The 19,573-nt window shown below is 72.2% G+C and carries 17 protein-coding genes; 12 read left to right on the top strand and 5 right to left on the bottom strand.

Annotated features, from left to right (window positions below):
• Nucleotides 1–16: 16 nt before the first annotated feature.
• A complete protein-coding gene (locus C1703_RS34110; protein ID WP_114256455.1) occupies nucleotides 17–472 on the bottom strand; it encodes a VOC family protein in 456 nt (151 codons plus the stop codon).
• 145 nt (nucleotides 473–617) lie between these two features.
• Between C1703_RS34110 and C1703_RS34105 the strand changes: the two genes are divergently transcribed.
• Nucleotides 618–848, top strand: coding sequence for a hypothetical protein (locus tag C1703_RS34105; protein ID WP_157993200.1), 231 nt, complete (start codon nucleotides 618–620; stop codon nucleotides 846–848).
• 170 nt (nucleotides 849–1,018) lie between these two features.
• The gene (locus tag C1703_RS34100; protein ID WP_114256453.1) at nucleotides 1,019–2,416 is read left to right on the top strand and encodes a glycoside hydrolase family 16 protein; all 1,398 of its coding nucleotides are present in this window, start codon (nucleotides 1,019–1,021) and stop codon (nucleotides 2,414–2,416) included.
• 51 nt (nucleotides 2,417–2,467) lie between these two features.
• On the opposite strand, the gene C1703_RS34095 is transcribed toward C1703_RS34100, so the two are convergent.
• Complete coding sequence (locus C1703_RS34095; protein WP_114256452.1) at nucleotides 2,468–3,370, bottom strand: AraC family transcriptional regulator; 903 nt, start codon at nucleotides 3,368–3,370, stop codon at nucleotides 2,468–2,470.
• A 157-nt stretch (nucleotides 3,371–3,527) separates the two neighbouring features.
• Between C1703_RS34095 and tkt the strand changes: the two genes are divergently transcribed.
• The 8 genes from tkt to C1703_RS34055 are packed head-to-tail and all read left to right on the top strand — an operon-like array spanning nucleotide 3,528 to nucleotide 14,059.
• The gene (gene tkt, locus C1703_RS34090) at nucleotides 3,528–5,603 is read left to right on the top strand and encodes a transketolase (protein WP_114256451.1); all 2,076 of its coding nucleotides are present in this window, start codon (nucleotides 3,528–3,530) and stop codon (nucleotides 5,601–5,603) included.
• 19 nt (nucleotides 5,604–5,622) lie between these two features.
• On the top strand, nucleotides 5,623–6,768 hold the full coding sequence (gene tal, locus C1703_RS34085; protein ID WP_114256450.1) for a transaldolase: 1,146 nt from the start codon (nucleotides 5,623–5,625) through the stop codon (nucleotides 6,766–6,768).
• Nucleotides 6,765–8,480 carry a glucose-6-phosphate dehydrogenase gene (zwf, locus tag C1703_RS34080; RefSeq protein ID WP_114256449.1) on the top strand — a complete coding sequence of 572 codons (1,716 nt, stop codon included), beginning with the start codon at nucleotides 6,765–6,767 and terminating at the stop codon, nucleotides 8,478–8,480. Before tal ends, zwf begins: the two co-directional genes overlap by 4 nt.
• Entirely contained in the window at nucleotides 8,477–9,412 is a 936-nt protein-coding gene (gene opcA / locus C1703_RS34075) for a glucose-6-phosphate dehydrogenase assembly protein OpcA (RefSeq protein ID WP_114256448.1), read from the top strand. The genes zwf and opcA overlap by 4 nt, the downstream gene beginning before the upstream one ends.
• Entirely contained in the window at nucleotides 9,405–11,057 is a 1,653-nt protein-coding gene (gene pgi, locus C1703_RS34070; RefSeq protein ID WP_114256447.1) for a glucose-6-phosphate isomerase, read from the top strand. The genes opcA and pgi overlap by 8 nt, the downstream gene beginning before the upstream one ends.
• 1 nt (nucleotide 11,058) lies before the next feature.
• On the top strand, nucleotides 11,059–11,943 hold the full coding sequence (gene gnd, locus C1703_RS34065) for a phosphogluconate dehydrogenase (NAD(+)-dependent, decarboxylating) (RefSeq protein WP_114256446.1): 885 nt from the start codon (nucleotides 11,059–11,061) through the stop codon (nucleotides 11,941–11,943).
• Nucleotides 11,944–11,946: 3 nt separating this feature from the next.
• A complete protein-coding gene (locus C1703_RS34060) occupies nucleotides 11,947–12,534 on the top strand; it encodes a histidine phosphatase family protein (RefSeq protein ID WP_114256445.1) in 588 nt (195 codons plus the stop codon).
• 58 nt (nucleotides 12,535–12,592) lie between these two features.
• The gene (locus tag C1703_RS34055) at nucleotides 12,593–14,059 is read left to right on the top strand and encodes a membrane-associated oxidoreductase (protein ID WP_114256444.1); all 1,467 of its coding nucleotides are present in this window, start codon (nucleotides 12,593–12,595) and stop codon (nucleotides 14,057–14,059) included.
• Here C1703_RS34055 and C1703_RS34050 read toward each other — a convergent pair.
• On the bottom strand, nucleotides 14,046–15,845 hold the full coding sequence (locus C1703_RS34050) for a sugar phosphate isomerase/epimerase and 4-hydroxyphenylpyruvate domain-containing protein (RefSeq protein WP_114256443.1): 1,800 nt from the start codon (nucleotides 15,843–15,845) through the stop codon (nucleotides 14,046–14,048). The genes C1703_RS34055 and C1703_RS34050 overlap by 14 nt on opposite strands.
• 15 nt (nucleotides 15,846–15,860) lie before the next feature.
• On the bottom strand, nucleotides 15,861–16,736 hold the full coding sequence (locus C1703_RS34045; protein ID WP_114256442.1) for a shikimate dehydrogenase: 876 nt from the start codon (nucleotides 16,734–16,736) through the stop codon (nucleotides 15,861–15,863).
• Between the two features lie 140 nt (nucleotides 16,737–16,876).
• Here C1703_RS34045 and C1703_RS34040 point away from each other — a divergent pair, with 140 nt between their 5' ends.
• Both C1703_RS34040 and C1703_RS34035 read left to right on the top strand, forming a co-directional pair.
• Nucleotides 16,877–17,542 carry a TetR/AcrR family transcriptional regulator gene (locus tag C1703_RS34040; protein ID WP_114256441.1) on the top strand — a complete coding sequence of 222 codons (666 nt, stop codon included), beginning with the start codon at nucleotides 16,877–16,879 and terminating at the stop codon, nucleotides 17,540–17,542.
• A 162-nt stretch (nucleotides 17,543–17,704) separates the two neighbouring features.
• Nucleotides 17,705–19,063 (top strand): MFS transporter, encoded by a 1,359-nt coding sequence (locus tag C1703_RS34035; RefSeq protein ID WP_114256440.1) that lies wholly within the window; start codon nucleotides 17,705–17,707, stop codon nucleotides 19,061–19,063.
• Nucleotides 19,064–19,130: 67 nt separating this feature from the next.
• Here the strand turns inward: C1703_RS34035 and C1703_RS34030 are convergent, their stop codons facing one another.
• Nucleotides 19,131–19,541, bottom strand: a complete 411-nt coding sequence (locus C1703_RS34030; RefSeq protein ID WP_114256439.1) for a VOC family protein — start codon at nucleotides 19,539–19,541, stop codon at nucleotides 19,131–19,133.
• Nucleotides 19,542–19,573: the final 32 nt, after the last annotated feature.

Raw genomic sequence — 19,573 nt, 5'->3', positions numbered from 1 at the left:
CTTCCGCGGACATCCCCTAGGCCACGCAGAACTCGTTGCCCTCCGGGTCGCGCAGCACGACCCCGTAGTAGTCCATGTCCGGCTCGTCCATGGTCCGCACCACCGTCGCGCCCGCCGCGACCAGCCGGTCGACCTTCGCCGCGACCCTCCGGGTGCGCTCCGGCAGGGGAACGCCCCGGCCGCCGCCCACCTTGAGGTCGAGGTGCACCCGGTTCTTGACGGTCTTGGCCTCCGGCACCCGCTGGAACCAGATGCGGGGCCCCTGCCCCTCCGGATCGACGATCGACTCGGGTGTCTCCCCCGCGCCCTCCGTCAGTTCCTCCGCCGGCACCCCCATGGCCTCCCAGTAGGCGCGCCAGCTGGGGTGCCCGCCCGGAGGCGGCTCGGGTTCGTAACCGAGGGCCTGTGTCCAGAAGTTCACCAGGGTCGCCGGGTCGGCGCAGTCGATGGTCACCTGCAACGTCACATCCATGCCGAGAGCATCGCAGGAGGGTCTGACAACGGCCTGGTACGCCGTGCCCCCGAACGGACCGTCGCAGGAGCCGCAACCGTTCCCCGCCGCCGGCAGTCGGACTCCGCGGAGGGCTCGACGAGCCCAGCGACGGGGGGAGTCGGCGATGAAGCGGCACGGGGGACGGTGGCCGGCGCGCGTCAGGCGGTGGGGATTGCTGCGGCTGCTCGTGCTGGTCGTGCTCGCGATGCTGACGGGACTCGTCGCGGCCGTGGCCGGGCTGCCTCCATGGACGCCGGGGATCGGGATCCTGCTGCTCCTGTTCATCGACGACCTGCTGAAGTCGCACGGCAAGAGGCGGGCCGCCCAGCGGGACGGTGGACGCCGAGACGGATAAGAGCGCTCTCAACCCCGGTGTCCCCACGTCCCGTTCAGGCTCTGCATCCAGCAGCAGCCCCGTACTTTTCCTGGCTTTACCTCTTGACGCCCCGGGTGAGGTGGAGCACATTGACGGCACTTTGAGAGCGCTCTCAGCGCTCTCGCTCTCCTTCCCCGAGAGGCCCCCACATGAGCGAAACCTCCGGTACCCCCCGCGGACCCCGCCCCTTCCGGCGGGCCTTCGTCGCCGTCACGTGCACGCTCGGACTCGCGGCTGCCGCCGCCACCGTCGCCACCCCGGCCGCGAACGCCTCCGCCCCGCCGCCCCCGTCGGGCTGGACGCAGGTGTTCGTGGACGACTTCAACGGCCCGGCGGGCAGCGGCGTCAACACCTCGAACTGGCAGTACGCCACCGGCAAGGGCTACCCGGGCGGCCCCGCCAACTGGGGCACCGGCGAGGTCGAGACGATGACGAGCAGCACCGACAACGTCTCCCTCGACGGCAACGGCAACCTCCGCATCACGCCCCGCCGGGACGCCGCCGGCAACTGGACCTCCGGCCGCGTCGAGACCAACCGCACCGACTTCCAGCCCCCGGCCGGCGGCAAGCTCCGCGTGGAGTCGCGCATCCAGGTGCCGAACGTCACCGGAGCGGCGGCCAGGGGCTACTGGCCCGCCTTCTGGATGCTGGGCGCCCCCTACCGCGGCAACTACTGGAACTGGCCGGCCGTCGGCGAGCTGGACATCATGGAGAACACCCAGGGCCAGAACACGGTGTTCGCCACGATGCACTGCGGCACCTCCCCGGGCGGCCCCTGCAACGAGACCAGCGGCATCGGCGGTTCGACCACCTGCCAGGGCACCACGTGCCAGGCCGGCTTCCACACGTACCGGATGGAGTGGGACCGCTCGACGAGCGTCGAGCAGATCCGCTTCTACCTCGACGGCGTCAACTTCCACACCGTGCGCGCCGACCAGGTCGACGCGACGACCTGGCGGAACGCCACCGACCACGGTTTCTTCATCATCCTCAACGTGGCGATGGGCGGCGGCTTCCCGGACGCGTTCGGCGGCGGCCCGGACGCGGGCACCCAGCCCGGCCACCCGATGGTCGTCGACTACGTGCAGGTGCTGTCGTCGGGCGGTGGCGGCACCACGCCTCCGCCCACCGGCGACCGCGACGCCTACGGCACCCTCCAGGCCGAGTCCTACGACAGCCAGTCCGGCACCATGACCGAGACGACCACCGACACCGGCGGCGGCCGGAACGTCGGCGCCCTGGCCAACGGCGACTGGCTGCAGTTCAAGGGCGTGAACTTCGGCTCCACGGCGGCCCGGCAGTTCAGCGCCCGGGTCGCGAGCGGCGCGGCGGGCGGTGTCAGCGGGCTGGTCGAGGTGCGGCTGGACAGCCGGAGCAACGCGCCCATCGGGAGCTTCGCGGTGGGCAACACCGGCGGCTGGCAGTCGTGGCGGACGATCCCCGCCGACATCAGCTCCGTGACGGGCACGCACGACGTCTATCTGACCTTCACCAGCGGGCAGCCGGCGGACTTCGTGAACGTCAACTGGTTCACCTTCGGGCGCTGACCGCACCCGGAAGGGGGCTCCACGCGCGCGTGGAGCCCCCTTCCGCTGCCCTCAGCGCAACTCCGCCCGGAACGCCGCGGGGGTCTGGTCCGTGTGCTGGTGGAAGAACTTGGAGAAGTTCGCGGCGTCGGGGAAGCCGACCGCCGCGCCGACCCGGCCGATCGGCAGGTCGGTGTGGGCGAGGAGCCGTTTGGCCTCCAGGACGACGCGCTTGTCGATGAACGCCTTGGGGGTGTCACCGGTCGCGGCCCGGACCGCGCGGACCAGGGTGCGGCGGGAGTAACCGAGCGCGTCGGCGTAGGCGCTGACGCTGTGGTTGGTGGCGAAGTCCTTCTCCACGGCGTCCCGGAAGAGCGTGAAGGTGGAGTCGGATTGCCGGCGCACCGCGTCCGCGGAACTCGTGGCGAGGTGGGCGAGGCGCAGCAGGAACGCCGTCAGGGTGTGGCGCAGGACGGCGGTGTGCAGGCTGAGCGGCAGCGTGGCCGTGTCCTCGTACTCGCGCCGCAACTGGCCGAGCGCGGCGCGCAGGGCGGTGCGCTGGCCCTCGTCGGGGCGCAGCAGCGGCGGCAGGTCGTAGCGGTACAGACCGGTGGCTTCCACGGTGGCGCGGGGCAGGAAGCCCGGCTGCATGGTGAGCACGGTTCCGCGGTACTCGCTGGTGGGCGAGAAGCGGTGGACCTGCCCCGGGCGGATCCACAGCAGGTCCCCGGCGCGGGCCTCGTACTCGGTGAAGTCGACCATGTGCCGGACCGGGCCCTCGCCGAACAGCATCACGACGTGGAACTCGATGCGGTGCACGCGCTCCAGCGGCGCTTCGGCGTGCCAGGTACGGCCGGTGCCCATCGGGCCGACCTGCATGCCGACGCCGCCGACGCTCAGCTCGACCGGGAAGGGGAACGTTCTGATCCCGTCGCCGCCTTGGATGTCGCCGCCTTGGATGCTTCTGTCCGCCATGTCCGCCTCGTACCGCCCCGCTCGCGCCTCGTGCTGCTTCTGGGTGTCCCACTTTCACCACAGGCTGGCACACGGCGACCTTCCGTCGAAAAAGTCAGACTTTTAATTTTGAACGCGTCAGACCAGCCCCTTCGCTCCTATCGAGGACTTCTTGAAGATGAGCACGCAGACAGCGGACAGCTTCGAATGGACCGACCTCGACCGGCGTGCCGTCGACACCGCCCGCCTGCTGGCGGCGGATGCCGTGCAGCGGGTCGGCAACGGCCACCCCGGCACCGCGATGAGCCTGGCGCCGGCCGCCTACACGCTCTTCCAGAAGGTGATGCGGCACGACCCCGCCGACCCGGAGTGGACGGGCCGTGACCGCTTCGTCCTCTCCCCCGGGCACACCTCGCTGACCCTCTACACGCAGCTGTACCTCGCGGGCTACGAGCTGGAGCTGGACGACCTGAAGGCGTTCCGCACGCACGGCTCGAAGACGCCCGGCCACCCCGAGTACGGCCACACGGCGGGCGTGGAGACCACCACCGGCCCGCTGGGCCAGGGCGTCGCCAACGCGGTCGGCATGGCGATGGCCGCCCGCTACGAGCGCGGCCTGTTCGACCCGGACGCCCCCGAGGGCGAGTCGCCCTTCGACCACACCATCTGGGCGATCGTCTCCGACGGCGACCTCCAGGAGGGCGTCTCCGCCGAGGCCTCCTCGCTCGCCGGCCACCAGAAGCTCGGCAACCTGGTCTTCCTCTACGACGACAACCACATCTCCATCGAGGGCGACACGGCGACCGCGTTCTCCGAGGACGTGCTGAAGCGGTACGAGGCCTACGGCTGGCACGTGCAGCGGATCGAGCCGCGGGAGGACGGCGACATCGACGTCCACGCGCTGTACGCGGCGCTGAAGGCGGCGCAGGCCGAGACCGGGCGCCCGTCCATCATCGCGATGCGCACGATCATCGCCTGGCCCGCCCCGAACGCCCGGAACACCGAGGCCTCGCACGGCTCGGCGCTCGGCGAGGAGGAGGTCGCCGCCACCAAGCGCGTCCTCGGCTTCGACCCGGAGCAGACCTTCGAGGTCGCCGACGAGGTGCTGGCCCACACCCGCACGGCCCTGGACCGGGGTGCCGAGGCGCACGCGGCCTGGGACAAGCGGATCGCCGCCTGGCGCGGCGAGAACCCCGAGCGGGCCGCGACCTTCGACCGGGTCAGCAAGGGCGAGCTGCCCGAGGGCTGGGAGGACGCCCTGCCCGTGTTCGAGCCGGGCAAGGCGGTCGCCACCCGCGCCGCCTCCGGCAAGGTGCTCCAGGCGCTCGGCGCGGTCCTGCCCGAGCTGTGGGGCGGCTCCGCCGACCTGGCCGGCTCGAACAACACCACCATCGACAAGACGTCGTCCTTCCTGCCGGAGGGCAACCCGCTGCCGGAGGCCGACCCGTACGGCCGCACGGTGCACTTCGGCATCCGCGAGTTCTCCATGGCCGCGGAGATGAACGGCATCGCCCTGCACGGCAACACGCGGATCTACGGCGGCACCTTCCTGGTGTTCTCCGACTACATGCGCAACGCCGTCCGCATGTCGGCCCTGATGCAGCTGCCGGTGACGTACGTGTGGACGCACGACTCGATCGGCCTCGGCGAGGACGGCCCGACCCACCAGCCGGTGGAGCACCTGGCCGCGCTGCGGGCCATCCCGGGCCTGAACGTCGTACGCCCGGCCGACGCCAACGAGACCGCGGTCGTCTGGGCCGAGATCCTGCGGCGGCACAGCACCGACCCGGCCCCGCACGGCCTTGCGCTGACCCGCCAGGGCGTGCCCACCTACGCGCCGAACCCGGACGCGGCGCGCGGCGGTTACGTCCTCGCGGACTCCTCCACGCAGGTGCCCGAGGTGGTGCTGATCGCCACCGGTTCCGAGGTGCAGCTCGCGGTCGCCGCGCGCGAGGCGCTGGAGGCCGAGGGGGTCGGCACGCGGGTGGTGTCGATGCCGTCCGTGGAGTGGTTCGAGCAGCAGCCGCGCGCGTACCGCGACAGCGTGCTCCCGCCGTCCGTGAAGGCCCGGGTCGCGGTCGAGGCCGGGATCGGCCTGACCTGGCACCGGTTCGTCGGCGACGCGGGACGCATCGTCTCCCTGGAGCACTTCGGCGCCTCCGCCGACGCCAAGACCCTGTTCGCCGAGTACGGCTTCACCCCCGAGAACGTCGTCGCCGCGGCCCGGGAATCCCTCACCGCCGCGCGCGGCTGACCGCACCGCCCGAAAGAAGATGATCACTGTGACCGAAGCGACCGCGACCGCGGGAGCACTCAAGCGCCTGTCCGACGAGGGCGTGTCGATCTGGCTGGACGACCTGTCCCGCCGGCGCATCGACTCCGGCAACCTGGCCGAACTCGTGGAGACGAGGAACGTCGTCGGCGTCACCACCAACCCGTCCATCTTCCAGGCCGCCATCGGCTCCGGCGAGGGCTACGAGGAGCAGCTCGCCGACCTGGCCGCGCGGGGCGTGACCGTCGACGAGGCCGTCCGCATGATGACGACCGCCGACGTCCGGGCCGCCGCCGACGTGCTGCGGCCGGTGTACGAGGCGACGGGCGGCCGGGACGGCCGGGTCTCCATCGAGGTCGACCCCCGGCTGGCGCACGACACGGCGGCGACCGTCGCCGAGGCCCGGCAGCTGGCCTGGCTGGTGGACCGCCCCAACGTGATGATCAAGATCCCGGCGACGAAGGCGGGCCTGCCGGCGATCACCGAGGTGATCGGCGCGGGTATCAGTGTCAACGTGACGCTGATCTTCTCGCTGGAGCGCTACCGCGAGGTGATGGACGCCTACCTGGCGGGCCTGGAGCGGGCGCAGGCGGCCGGCCTGGACCTGTCCGGCATCCACTCGGTCGCGTCCTTCTTCGTCTCCCGCGTCGACGCCGAGATCGACAAGCGGCTGACGCTGCTGGGCACGGACGAGGCGCTCGCCCTGAAGGGCCGGGCGGCCCTGGCCAACGCGCGGCTCGCCTACCAGGCGTACGAGCAGGTCTTCGCCGGGCCGCGCTGGCAGGCCCTGGGAGGCGCCCGAGCGAACCGGCAGCGCCCCCTTTGGGCCTCCACCGGTGTGAAGGACCCCGCCTACAAGGACACCCTGTACGTGGACGAGCTGGTCGCCCCCGGCACGGTCAACACCATGCCGGAGGCCACGCTGAACGCCGTCGCGGACCACGGCGACGTCCAGGGTGACACCGTCACCGGCGGCTACGCCCAGGCCCGAGCGGACCTGGCGGCCGTCGAGCGGCTCGGGATCTCGTACGACGAGGTGGTGCGGCAGCTGGAGAACGAAGGTGTGGCGAAGTTCGAGGTGGCCTGGCAGGACCTGCTGGACGCGGTCACCAAGTCCTTGAACGACAAGGGAGTTGACGCGGAATGAGCGAGGGGATTCCCCAGACCGCCGAACAGGAGACCAAGGGGACCAAGGAGGACAAGGAGGCCCGGGCCGCCCAGGAGGCGGCCGGGGTCGAGCAGACCGGGGTGAGCGGCACGACCGAGCCGGCCGGGGACGAGCGGGCCGGCGCCGACGGGCAGTCGCAGGCCGCCCCGCGCACGCACCACGCCGACGCCGACTTCGCCAACCCGCTGCGCGACGCGCGCGACCGCCGTCTGCCCCGGATCGCGGGCCCGTCCGGGCTCGTCATCTTCGGCGTGACCGGCGACCTGTCCCGCAAGAAGCTGATGCCGGCCGTGTACGACCTGGCCAACCGCGGCCTGCTGCCGCCGGGCTTCTCGCTGGTGGGCTTCGCCCGCCGGGACTGGGAGGACCAGGACTTCGCGCAGGTCGTGCACGACGCCGTCCGCGAGCACGCCCGGACCCCGTTCCGCGAGGAGGTCTGGCAGCAGCTCGCCGAGGGCATGCGGTTCATCCCCGGTGACTTCGACGACGACACGGCGTTCAAGCAGCTGCGCTCCGCCGTCGAGGAGCTGGACGCCTCCCGCGGCACCAGCGGCAACTACGCCTTCTACCTCTCGGTGCCGCCGAAGTTCTTCCCCAAGGTCGTCCAGCAGCTGAAGAAGCACAAGCTGGCCGACGCCCCGGAGGGCTCCTGGCGCCGCGCGGTCATCGAAAAGCCGTTCGGGCACGATCTCGACAGCGCCTGCGAGCTGAACGCGATCGTGCACGACGTGTTCGACCCGGAGCAGGTCTTCCGCATCGACCACTACCTCGGCAAGGAGACCGTCCAGAACCTCCTGGCGCTGCGCTTCGCCAACCAGATGTTCGAGCCGATCTGGAACCGGTCGTACGTCGACCACGTGCAGATCACCATGGCCGAGGACATCGGCATCGGCGGCCGGGCCGGCTACTACGACGGCATCGGCGCCGCCCGTGACGTCATCCAGAACCACCTGCTCCAGCTGATGGCGCTCACCGCGATGGAGGAACCGGCCGCCTTCGACGCCGCCTCGCTGCTGACCGAGAAGCTGAAGGTCCTGCGCGCCGTGAAGCTGCCGGAGGACCTGGGGCTGCACACCGTGCGCGGGCAGTACGCGGCCGCCTGGCAGGGCGGTGCGAAAGTGCGCGGCTATCTGGAGGAGGAGGGCATCGACCCGGGCTCCACGACCGACACCTACGCCGCGGTCAAGCTCCAGGTGGACAACCGCCGCTGGGCGGGCGTCCCCTTCTACCTGCGCACCGGCAAGCGGCTCGGACGGCGGGTCACGGAGATCGCGGTGGTGTTCCAGCGGGCCCCGCACTCCCCCTTCGACTCGACCGCGACGGAGGAACTGGGCGCCAACGCGATCGTCATCCGCGTGCAGCCGGACGAGGGCATGACGGTCCGGTTCGGCTCCAAGGTGCCGGGCACGTCGATGGAGATCCGGGACGTGACGATGGACTTCGCCTACGGCGAGTCGTTCACCGAATCGAGCCCGGAGGCGTACGAACGGCTGATCCTGGACGTGCTCCTGGGCGACGCCAACCTGTTCCCCCGTCACCAGGAAGTGGAAGAGTCCTGGAAGATCCTCGACCCGATCGAGCAGTACTGGGCCACGCACGGCCGGCCCGCGCAGTACGCCTCCGGCAGCTGGGGACCCGAGGAAGCCGACGAGATGCTCGCACGAGACGGACGGAGCTGGCGCAGGCCATGAAGATCGACCTGACCGACACCACGGCAAGCAAGATCAACAAGGCGCTGGTGCAGGGTCGCCGCGCCATCGGCACGCCGGCCGTGGGCATGGTCCTGACGATGGTGATCGTCACGGACGAGGAGAACGCCTACGACGCGATCAAGGCGGCCGAGGAGGCCTCGCACGAGCACCCCTCGCGCACCCTGGTCGTCATCAAGCGGCACGCCCGCACCCCCCGCGACCGCCAGTCCTCCCGGCTGGACGCGGAGGTCCGGGTGGGCGCGGACGCGGGCACCGGCGAGACGGTGATCCTGCGGACCTACGGCGAGGTGTCCGACCACGCCGACTCGGTGGTGCTGCCGCTGCTGCTGCCGGACGCGCCGGTGGTGGTCTGGTGGCCGGTGGACGCCCCCGAGGTGCCCTCGAAGGACCCGCTCGGGGCCCTGGCCCAGCGGCGGATCACCGACCTGTACGCCGTGGAGAACCCCCTGCAGACCCTGGAGACCCGGGTCCGCTCCTACGCGCCCGGCGACACGGACCTCGCCTGGACCCGGCTGACGCCCTGGCGTTCGATGCTGGCGGCGGCGCTGGACCAGGCCCGGGCGAAGGTGATCTCGGCGGCCGTGGAGGCCGAGGCCGAGAACCCGGCCGCCGAGCTGCTGGCCCGCTGGCTGGAGGCGCGGCTGCACGTCCGGGTCGACCGCGTGGTCACCGCCGGGCCGGTCGTGACCGCCGTACGCCTGGGCACGGAGAACGGCGAGATCGTCATCGACCGCCCCGAGGGGCCGCTGGCCACGCTGACCCTGCCGGGCCAGCCGTCCCGGACCCTCGCGCTGAAGGTCCGTGCCACCTCCGAACTCATCGCCGAGGAGCTGCGGCGCCTCGACGCGGACGAGATGTACGCCATCGCCCTGAACGGCGAGGCAACCGAGGAGACCCCCGCCCATGTCTGACTCCCCCCTGCTCACGCGGCGGCCCGAGTGGACCGCCCTGGAGGACCACCGCAAGGACGCCCTGCCGCAGCCGAACCTGCGGGAGCTGTTCGCGGCGGACCCCGGGCGCGCCGAGCGCTACGTCGTGCACGTGGGCGACCTGCGCATCGACTACTCCAAGCACCTGGTCACCGACGAGACACTGGCCCTGCTCCAGGAGCTGGCGACCGCCACCGACGTGTTCGGGCTCAGGGACGCCATGTTCCGCGGCGAGAAGATCAACACCACCGAGAACCGGGGCGTGCTGCACACCGCGCTGCGCGCCGCCCGGGACGCGGTGATCGAGGTCGACGGCGAGAACGTCGTCCCGGGCGTGCACGCCGTGCTCGACAAGATGTCCGACTTCGCGAACCGGGTGCGCTCGGGCGAGTGGACCGGCCACACCGGCAAGCGCATCCGCAACGTCGTCAACATCGGCATCGGCGGCTCGGACCTCGGCCCGGCGATGGCCTACGAGGCGCTGCGGCCGTTCACGGACCGTTCGCTGACCTTCCGCTTCGTGTCCAACGTGGACGGCTCCGACCTGCACGAGGCCACGCGCGACCTGGACCCGGCGGAGACGCTGTTCATCGTCGCGTCCAAGACGTTCACCACCATCGAGACGATCACCAACGCGACCTCGGCGCGCTCCTGGCTGCTCGACGGGCTCGGCGGCGACGAGAAGGCGGTGGCGAAGCACTTCGTCGCCCTGTCGACGAACGCCGGGAAGGTCGCCGACTTCGGCATCGACGTCGACAACATGTTCGAGTTCTGGGACTGGGTCGGCGGCCGCTACTCCTACGACTCCGCGATCGGCCTGTCCCTGATGATCGCGATCGGCCCGGACCGCTTCCGGGAGATGCTCGACGGCTTCCGCATCGTCGACGAGCACTTCCGCAACGCCCCCGCCGAGGCCAACGCCCCGCTGATCATGGGCCTGCTCGGCATCTGGTACGGCAACTTCCACGACGCCCAGTCGCACGCGGTCCTGCCGTACAGCCACTACCTGTCCCAGTTCACCGCCTACCTCCAGCAGCTCGACATGGAGTCCAACGGCAAGTCGGTGGACCGCGACGGGCGTCCCGTGCAGTGGCAGACCGGGCCGGTGGTGTGGGGCACACCCGGCACCAACGGGCAGCACGCCTACTACCAGCTGATCCACCAGGGCACCAAGCTCATCCCGGCCGACCTGATCGGCTTCGCCCGGCCGGTCGCCGAGCTGAGCGACGAACTGAAGGGCCAGCACGACCTGTTGATGGCCAACCTGTTCGCGCAGGGCCAGGCCCTCGCCTTCGGCAAGACCGCCGAGGAGGTACGCGCCGAGGGCGTGCCCGAGGAGCAGGTGCCGCACCGCACCTTCCAGGGCAACCACCCGACCACGACGATCCTGGCCACCGAGCTGTCCCCCTCGGTCCTGGGGCAGCTGGTCGCCCTCTACGAGCACAAGGTGTTCGTGCAGGGCGCCGTCTGGAACATCGACTCCTTCGACCAGTGGGGCGTGGAGCTGGGCAAGGTCCTCGCCAAGCGCGTCGAGCCCGCCCTGACCGAGGGCGCTGACGTCCCCGGTCTCGACCCGTCCACGGCCGCGCTGGTGGCCGCCTACCGCAATCTTCGGGAAGTGAACTGACATGCAGATCGGACTTGTGGGTCTCGGCAAGATGGGCGGCAACATGCGCGAGCGCCTGCGCAACGCCGGCCACACCGTCGTCGGCTACGACACCGACCCCGGGAAGTCGGACGTCGCCAGCCTCGCCGACCTCGTCAACCAGCTGGAGGCGCCCCGCACGGTCTGGGTCATGGTCCCGGCCGGCGCCCCCACGCAGCACGTCATCGACCAGCTGGCGGGCCTGCTCAAGCCGTACGACACGGTCGTCGACGGCGGCAACTCCCGCTGGACGGACGACGAGAAGCACGCCGAGGAGCTGAGCAAGCGCGGCATCGGCTTCGTCGACGCCGGCGTCTCCGGCGGCGTGTGGGGCCTGAAGAACGGCTACGCGCTGATGGTGGGCGGCGAGAAGGAGACCGTCGACCGGCTGCGCCCGATCTTCGACGCGCTCAAGCCGGAGGGCCCGTACGGCTACGTCCACGCGGGCAAGGTCGGCGCCGGGCACTTCGCCAAGATGGTCCACAACGGCATCGAGTACGCCATGATGCAGGCCTACGCCGAGGGCTGGGAGCTGCTGGAGGCCGTGGACTCCGTGGACAACGTCCGCGAGGTGTTCCGCTCCTGGCAGGAGGGCACCGTCATCCGCTCCTGGCTGCTGGACCTCGCGGTGAACGCGCTCGACGAGGACGAGCACCTGGAGGGCCTGCGGGGCTACGCCCAGGACTCCGGCGAGGGGCGCTGGACCGTGGAGGCGGCGATCGACAACTCCGTGCCGCTGCCCGCGATCACGGCCTCCCTGTTCTCCCGGTTCGCCTCCCGGCAGGACGACTCGCCGCAGATGAAGATGATCGCGGCGCTGCGCAACCAGTTCGGCGGCCACGCCGTCGAGTCCGCGAAGAAGGCGTAGGACGTGGGAGATCTGCTGCTGGTCCGCCACGGCGAGACGGAGTGGAGCCGGAGCGGACAGCACACCAGCTTCACCGACCTGCCCCTCACCCGGCGCGGTGAGGAACAGGCGAAGTCGCTGGCCCCGCTCCTGGCGGGCCGTCCCTTCGCGCTGGTCCTCACCAGCCCGCTCGGCCGCGCGGTGCGCACCGCCGAACTGGCGGGCCTGACCGGGGCCGTGGCGGACCCGAACCTGCACGAGTGGTACTACGGCGCCTACGAGGGCATCACCACCGACGAGATACACCGAGGCCACCCCGGCTGGGACCTGTGGACCGACGGGGGCCCGGCCGGTCCCGGCGGCGAGCCGGGCGAGTCCCCCGAGCAGGTCGGCGAGCGTGCCGATCGGGTGCTGTCCCGGGTGGCCGAGGCGCTGCCCGACGGCGATGTGGTGCTGGTGGCGCACGGCCACTTCCTCCGCGTCCTGACGGCCCGCCGGCTGGGCCTGCCGCCGTCGGAGGGGCGGTTGTTCCGGCTGGAGACGGGCACGGTCTCCCGGTTGTCGACCGAGCACGGCCGGCCGGTGATCCAGGAGTGGAACATCAGGGCGTGACGGAGCCGGGCCGGAGGTGAGTTGACACCTCCGGCCCGGCGCGTCAGAGTCCCCGTCGATGCAGACCGACGACATGACGCCCGCCGAGGAGCGGGTGTGGCGCGCCTTTCCGCGTGGGGACGACGTGGACTTCCGGGGGCCGTCCGGTGACCACCCGGCGCGGGGCGCGGACTGGGGACCCGAACGGACCGTACGGGCGGCCGTGTTGCGGTCCCTGCTGCTGAGCGCCCCGCAGGAGGACGGGGAGACGGCCGCACTCCGGCTGGCGGGAGCGCGGATCACCGGCGTGCTGGACCTCAAGTACAGCGAGGTCGACCACGCCGTGCGCCTCAGCGAGTGCTGCTTCGAGGAGGTCCCCGTCCTGTACGGGGCGCGGCTGCGGCAGCTGAACCTGCGCGAGTCCGTCCTGCCCGGGCTGGACGCCGCCACCCTGCGCGTGGACGGCGTGCTGCGTGTGTCGGACTGCCTGTTCGGCGGGCCGGTGCGGCTGGGCGGGGCGCAGATCTCCGGGGCGCTGTTCCTGGACGGGGCCGGCATCGACGCACCGTCCGGCGGACCGGCCGCGCTGCAGCTCAACCATGTGACCATCGGCGACGGCCTGTCGGCACCGGGGCTGCGCACCCGCGGCGAGGTGCGCCTGACGGGTGCCTCGATCGCCGGGACGATCGACCTCAACGCGGCACGGCTGGGCGCCGGGGCCGGTAAGGCCGCCCTCGACGCGGTCACCCTCACCGTGGAGGGCGATGTCCTGCTGCGCGGCGCGGACGTGAGCGGCTGGATCGGCCTGCGCGGCGCCCGCGTCGCGGGTCGTCTGGACTTCTCCCGCGCCCGCCTGGAGAACCCCGGTGGCACGGCGCTGCGGGCGAGCAGTTGCACGATCGGGGAGCTCTGGCTGCGCAACGGCCCGCCCGTGTCGGGCGCGCTCAACCTGCGCCGCGCCCAGCTGGACGTCCTGTTCCTGGAACCGGACGTGGTCCCCGGGGAGGTCCTGCTCGACAGCCTCGTCTACACCTCCCTCACCCCGCACGAAGCCGCCGAACGGCGCCTGGCGATGCTGGAACGGGACCGCGAGGGGTATGTCCCGCACGCCTACGAGCAGTTGACCGCGGCCTACCGCCGGATCGGGGACGACGACGCCGCCCGCGTCGTCCAGCTCGCCAAGCAGCGCCGCCGGCGCGCCACCCTGCCGTGGTACGGCCGGCTGTGGGGCCGGGTCCAGGACGCCACCGTCGGCTACGGCTTCCGGCCCCTGCGCGCCGCCGGCTGGCTGGTGTCGCTGCTGCTGATCGGCTCCCTCGCCTACGCGCTGCACCACCCGCGGCCGCTGAAGCCGGACGAGTCCCCGGAGTTCAACCCGGTCTTCTACACCCTCGACCTGCTGCTGCCGGTGATCTCCTTCGGGCAGGAGGGCGCGTTCGCACCCACCGGCTGGTACCAGTGGCTCTCCTACGCCCTCGTCCTCACCGGCTGGATCCTCGCCACCACGGTCGTCACCGGCGTCACCCGGACCGTCAGCCGCCAGTGAGCGCCCGCACCGCGTGCTGCGCGGCCAGCCGCACCGGGGCGTTCGCGGCGCCGTAGCCGCGGTAGCCGTCGTCGCGCTGGGCCAGTTCGAAGAAGACGCGGCCGATCGTGCGCGTGTAGCAGTGGCGGAACACGCCGTGGGCGTCCCGGTCGTAGAGGATGCCGAGTTCGCGGTAGGTCTCCAGCTCGCCGTCGGCGAACTCGAAGCGGGCGGCGAGGTCGTCGTAGTAGTTCGCGGGGACCGGCAGCAGGCTGCCGCCGGCCTCGCGGAAGCGGCGGGCCGCGGCGACCACGTCGTCGGTGGCGAGGGCGATGTGCTGGGCGTGGACGGTGTCGTCGGTGGGCGCGGCGCCGACCGTGAGGGCGATCCGGACCCGGCCGTCGGCGTCGGTGACGGCGCGGCTGCGCAGCAGGCCGTAGGGGTCGGCGACGTCCACGCTCTCCTGGGCGTGCAGGCCGAGCACGCCGCGGTGGAACAGGGCCGCCTCGTCGAAGTGGTGCCAGGGCTGGGTGAGGGCGAGGTGGTCGATGCCCCGGATGCCCGCGCCGCCGGTGGCGGGCCGGCCGGTGTCCTCGAAGTCGGCGCGCCAGTCGGGCAGTTCCGGACGGCCGGTGGCGCAGAAGAACAGCTCCGTGCGGTCGGGGGCGGCGACCGCGTCGAGCGGGGCGTCCCCGGGGGCCCGGCGGCGGGGCAGCAGGGGCGCGAGCAGGGCCTCGGCGCGCCGGGCCGCTCCGGCCGGGTCCGGTGACTCCAGGCCGATCGCGGCGAGCTGAGCGCCGTCCCGGCGGACGGCCGGGCCGGTGTTGACGAGGATCCGGGCGTCCCCCTGCTCCCACAGGGCGACGGGCTTGCCGCGGTGCCGTGCGGTGCGGGCGAAGCCCAGGGCCCCGAGCAGCGCGGTGAGGGGTTCGGCGTCGGGCGTGACCAGCTCGGCGAAGGCGACGCCGGTGGGGACGACGGGCTCGGGCAGGGCGGCCCGGCCGACCGCCTCCTGGAGGACCAGCAGGGAGCGCCGGGCGTCGACGGCGGTCGGACCGGCCTCGGCCTGCCGGAAGACGTCGTTGAAGACCTCCAGGGAGAGCGGACCGTCGTAGCCGGTGCGCAGGACGTGCCGCAGCAGGCCGGTGACGTCGAAGCCGCCCTGGCCGGGGAAGCAGCGGTGGTGGCGGCTCCACCGCAGGACGTCCATGGCGAGCAGCGGGGCGTCCGCGAGCTGGAGGAAGAAGATCTTCTCGCCGGGGATGTCCTCGATGCCCCGGGGGTCCGAGCCGCGCGAGAGGATGTGGAAGCTGTCCAGGCAGGTGCCGAGGGCGGGATGCCCGGCCGTCTCGACGATGCGCCAGGCGTGGTCGTAGGTGCTGACGTGCCGCCCCCACGCGAGCGCCTCGTAGGCCACCCGGACGCCGGACTCCCGTGCCGCGTCCGCGAGCCGGCTCAACTGCTCGGCGGCGAGGGCGTCGTCGTCCACCGCCAGCGGGGAGACGCTGGAGCAGACGAGGACCGTGTCGGCGCCGAGCCTGCGCATCAGCTCGAACTTGTGCCGGGCGCGCCGCAGGTTCCGGGCGAACTCGGCCTCGGGGACGGCCTCGATGTCCCGCATCGGCTGGTAGAGCTCGATGCCGAGACCGAGGTCGGCGCAGCGGGCGCGGATGTCCTCGGGGGTGAGGGGGCTGGCCAGCAGGTCGTTCTCGAAGATCTCCACCCCGTCGAAACCGGCCCGTGCGGCGGCGTCGAGCTTCTCGGTGAGGGATCCACTGAGGGAGACGGTGGCGATGGACGTTCGCAACGTCGGTGTCCCTTCCTAGTTCGGTGCGCCTACGGCCCCGGCCAGCTCGGTCAGGTCCGTCAGCATCCGCGGGGCGTCGGGTTCCCGGCCGGTGAACAGGCGGAACGCGTCGGCGGCCTGGAAGGCGGCCATGCCGCCGCCGTCGAGGGTGGCGCAGCCCAGGGCGCGGGCGGTGCGCAGCAGTTCGGTCTCCAGCGGGCGGTAGACCACCTCGGCGACCCACAGGCCGGGGTGGAGCAGTCCGGCGGGCAGGGGCAGGCCGGGGTGGGCCGCCATGCCGGTGGGCGTGGCGTGGACGATGCCGTCGGCGTGCGCGAGCAGTCCGGCCTGCCGGTCGGGGGGCGCGGCGGCCGCACGGCCCTGGCCGAAGGCGCGGTTCAGGGAGTCGGCGAGCGCGGCGGCCCGCTCGGGCAGGGCGTCGACGACGGTGACCCGCCCGGCGCCGAGGGTGAGCAGGGCGTGCGCGACGGCCGCGCCCGCGCCGCCGGCGCCCAGCTGCACGACCCGCTCCAGCGGCGCGTCCGGCAGCCCGCGCGCGAAGGACGCGGCGAAGCCGGTGGCGTCCGTGTTGTGGCCGACGGCCCGGCCGTCCTCGAAGACGATCGTGTTGACCGCGCCCAGCGCCTCCGCCTGCGGGGCGAGCGCGTCCAGGTGCTCCAGGACGAGCTGCTTGCACGGGTGCGTGATGTTCAGCCCGTCGAAGCCCAGGTCGCGGGCGGCCCGCACCAGATCGCCCACCCCCTCGGGCGGCACGCCGAGCGGGTCGATGTCGATGAGCCGGTACAGCAGGCGCAGGCCCTGGCGGTCGGCCTCTCTCTCGTGCAGCGCCGGGCTGAGCGACGGACCGATGCCGGAACCGATCAGTCCGACGAGATACGAGTCCTTGGGCACGCGCGCCTCCAGCAGCTCACCAATGTACGAACTAGTACGTTAGCTATACCAGCCGCGTACGGCCTCGGGAAGACCCCGCGGGCGGACGGGCCCCTGCTTCTACAATCACCGGCACCGGACCCTCCGCCCGAAGGAACCTGATGACCAGCGTCGAAGAACCGGCACGTCCTGGCGAGCGCATCCGTGACGCCGCCCGCACCCGGGCCGAGATCCTCGACGTCGCCACGCAGGAGTTCGCCCGGGCCGGGTACGACGGGGCCCGGGTCGACGAGATCGCCGCCCGCACCCGCACCACCAAGCGGATGATCTACTACTACTTCGGCGGCAAGGAGCAGCTCTTCACGGCCGTGCTGGAGCGGGCCTACGGCGTGATCCGGGAGGCCGAGCAGCAGCTCGACGTCGACCACCTCGACCCCGTGGCCGCCATCCGGCGCCTGGCCGAGCTGACCTTCGACCACCACGAGCAGCACCCGGACTTCATCCGCCTGGTCAGCATCGAGAACATCCACGAGGCGCAGCACATCGCCGGCTCCGAGAAGCTCGGGAAGATCGGCTCCCCGGCCCTGGACGTGATCCGCCGGATCCTGGCGTCGGGCCGCGAGTCGGGCCTGTTCACGGCCGACGTGGACGCCGTCGACCTGCACGCGATGATCTCCTCGTTCTGCTTCTTCCGGGTCTCCAACCGGCACACCTTCGGCGCCCTGTTCGGCCGCGACCTGCTCGACCCGGCGCAGCGCGCGCACTACCGCGCCATGCTCGGCGACATGGTGATCGCGTACCTGACGGCGGAGCGCGCGGCGGACTGACGCCCGGCGCGCGACCCCTTGACACCGGCGACCCACGGGCGCAGCATCACTGGCCATCCCCTACTAACTACCCAGTGGGTTAATTAGCCGCGATCCGGCACGTCCCCCTCTGCTCGCCTTGTGTCCCGCTCCGCCTAGGGTGGAGCCCCCGAAGGAGCCGCCGTGTCCGTCCCCGCCCTGCCCGAAGGGGCCGCCGCCCCGCCCGGCCAGCCCAGGAAAGCCGCCACCGCCGCGTGGATCGGCAGCGCCCTGGAGTACTACGACTTCTTCATCTACGGCAGTGCCGCCGCGCTGATCTTCCCCGAGGTGTTCTTCGACGAGTCCGACCCGGCCACGGCGACCCTGCTGTCGCTGGCCACGTTCGGCGTCGCGTACGCCGCCCGCCCGGTCGGCGCGCTGGTCCTCGGTCACTTCGGGGACCGGCTCGGCCGCAAGAAGATCATGGTCTTCACGCTGATGCTGATGGGGCTGTCGACGTTCCTCATCGGCTGTCTGCCGACCCGGGAGCAGGTCGGCACGCTCGCCCCGGTGCTGCTGGTGCTCTGCCGGGTGCTGCAGGGCATCTCGGCGGCGGGCGAGCAGGCCAGCGCCAACTCCATGACGCTGGAACACGCGCCGCCGGACCGGCGCGGCTTCTTCACCAGCTTCACGCTCAGCGGCACGCAGGGCGGGCAGCTGCTGGCCACGCTGGTCTTCATCCCGGTCGCCGCGCTGCCCGAGGAGCAGTTGCTGTCGTGGGGCTGGCGGGTGCCGTTCTGGCTGAGCGTCGCGGTCGCCGTGGCCGGTTACGTCATCCGGCGCAAGCTGGACGAGACCCCGGCCTTCGCCCGGCAGGCCGCCGCGGAGGGTGTCGTGAAAATGCCGCTCCTGGTGCTGCTGCGCGAGCACTGGGCGGACGTGCTGCGGGTGATCGCGGGCGCGCTCATCGCCTCGGTCAGCACGATCTTCACGGTGTGGGCGCTGGCGTACGGCACGAGCGACGCGGTCGGCATGTCGCGTACGGCCATGCTGTGGGTCGGTGCCCTGGCCAATGTCGTCGCGCTCGCGGCGATCCCGCTGTGGGCGACGCTGTCCGACCGGATCGGCCGCCGGCCGGTGTTCCTGGTCGGCGCGGCCGGCAGCGCGGTGACGATGTTCCTGTACCTGTGGGCGGTCTCCACGGGTTCCTACCCGCTGACCTTCCTGACCGGCGTCCTCTGCTTCGGCGTCGTCTACAGCGCGGCGAACGGGGTGTGGCCGGCCTTCTACGGCGAGATGTTCGCGACCCGGGTGCGGCTGTCCGGCGTGGCCATCGGCACGCAGATCGGGTTCGCGGCGGCCGGGTTCGCGGTGACGTTCGCGGCGCGGATCGCCGGGCCGGGCGGGGACGACTGGTCGGCGGTGGCGCTGTTCACGGCGGCGCTGTGCGTGCCGCCGGTGGTGGCGGCGCTGTCGGCGCGGGAGACGCACCGGGTGCCGACGGAACTCCTGGGGGAACGTGCCGCCCGGGAAGCCGTGCGGCGGGAGAAGGTGACGGCCTGAGACCATCGCGTCCTGCCGCCGGGTTCCTGCCGGGGCCCGGCGGCAGGGGCTTGTGGGCTCCTCCGCCTCAGCTGTTGGACCACGCCCGGCGGCACAGCACGAGGCGGTAGCCGTCAGGGTCCTCGATCGTGACTCCCCACTCGTTCCAGTAGGGGTTGGGGGACGCCACCCGCTTGCCGCCGTGCTGCTCCAGGCGGGCTGTCAGGTCGTCCGGGACCGGACCGTCCGCGTAGATGACGAGCAGGTCCTCGTCCGTGGGGCGGGGCTCGACCGGGCGGCCGGGCTCGTGCACCAGCTCCAGGTGCCAGTCGCCGTCGGGCCAGCCGAGCATCAGCAGGTCGTGGTGGCCCGGTCCGGATCCGCTCTCGGACCGCCACACCACGTCCAGCCCGAGCCCCTCGCGCCAGAAGCGCTCGGCCGCGGCGAGGTCCCGGGAGGGGCGGGCGATCCGGATGTGGCTGCGACCGTTCACGGGCATGGTGACCTCTTCTCGTGGCGTCCTGGCGCGGC

Origin of the sequence: Streptomyces sp. Go-475 (assembly GCF_003330845.1) — a bacterium.
GTDB lineage: Bacteria > Actinomycetota > Actinomycetes > Streptomycetales > Streptomycetaceae > Streptomyces.
Note: the sequence above shows the minus strand (reverse complement) of the source record. Positions and strands in the feature narration are given on the sequence as shown.

What these genes read in the sequence shown, in the direction of transcription:
- C1703_RS34095 (WP_114256452.1), bottom strand. Translation starts at nt 3,370, where the DNA reads ATGGCGGACAGAAGCATCCAAGGCGGCGACATCCAAGGCGGCGACGGG.
- gnd (WP_114256446.1), top strand. Translation starts at nt 11,059, where the DNA reads ATGCAGATCGGACTTGTGGGTCTCGGCAAGATGGGCGGCAACATGCGC.
- tkt (WP_114256451.1), top strand. Translation starts at nt 3,528, where the DNA reads ATGAGCACGCAGACAGCGGACAGCTTCGAATGGACCGACCTCGACCGG.
- C1703_RS34030 (WP_114256439.1), bottom strand. Translation starts at nt 19,541, where the DNA reads ATGCCCGTGAACGGTCGCAGCCACATCCGGATCGCCCGCCCCTCCCGG.
- C1703_RS34040 (WP_114256441.1), top strand. Translation starts at nt 16,877, where the DNA reads ATGACCAGCGTCGAAGAACCGGCACGTCCTGGCGAGCGCATCCGTGAC.
- C1703_RS34110 (WP_114256455.1), bottom strand. Translation starts at nt 472, where the DNA reads ATGGATGTGACGTTGCAGGTGACCATCGACTGCGCCGACCCGGCGACC.
- zwf (WP_114256449.1), top strand. Translation starts at nt 6,765, where the DNA reads ATGAGCGAGGGGATTCCCCAGACCGCCGAACAGGAGACCAAGGGGACC.
- C1703_RS34100 (WP_114256453.1), top strand. Translation starts at nt 1,019, where the DNA reads ATGAGCGAAACCTCCGGTACCCCCCGCGGACCCCGCCCCTTCCGGCGG.
- tal (WP_114256450.1), top strand. Translation starts at nt 5,623, where the DNA reads ATGATCACTGTGACCGAAGCGACCGCGACCGCGGGAGCACTCAAGCGC.
- pgi (WP_114256447.1), top strand. Translation starts at nt 9,405, where the DNA reads ATGTCTGACTCCCCCCTGCTCACGCGGCGGCCCGAGTGGACCGCCCTG.
- C1703_RS34105 (WP_157993200.1), top strand. Translation starts at nt 618, where the DNA reads ATGAAGCGGCACGGGGGACGGTGGCCGGCGCGCGTCAGGCGGTGGGGA.
- C1703_RS34055 (WP_114256444.1), top strand. Translation starts at nt 12,593, where the DNA reads ATGCAGACCGACGACATGACGCCCGCCGAGGAGCGGGTGTGGCGCGCC.
- opcA (WP_114256448.1), top strand. Translation starts at nt 8,477, where the DNA reads ATGAAGATCGACCTGACCGACACCACGGCAAGCAAGATCAACAAGGCG.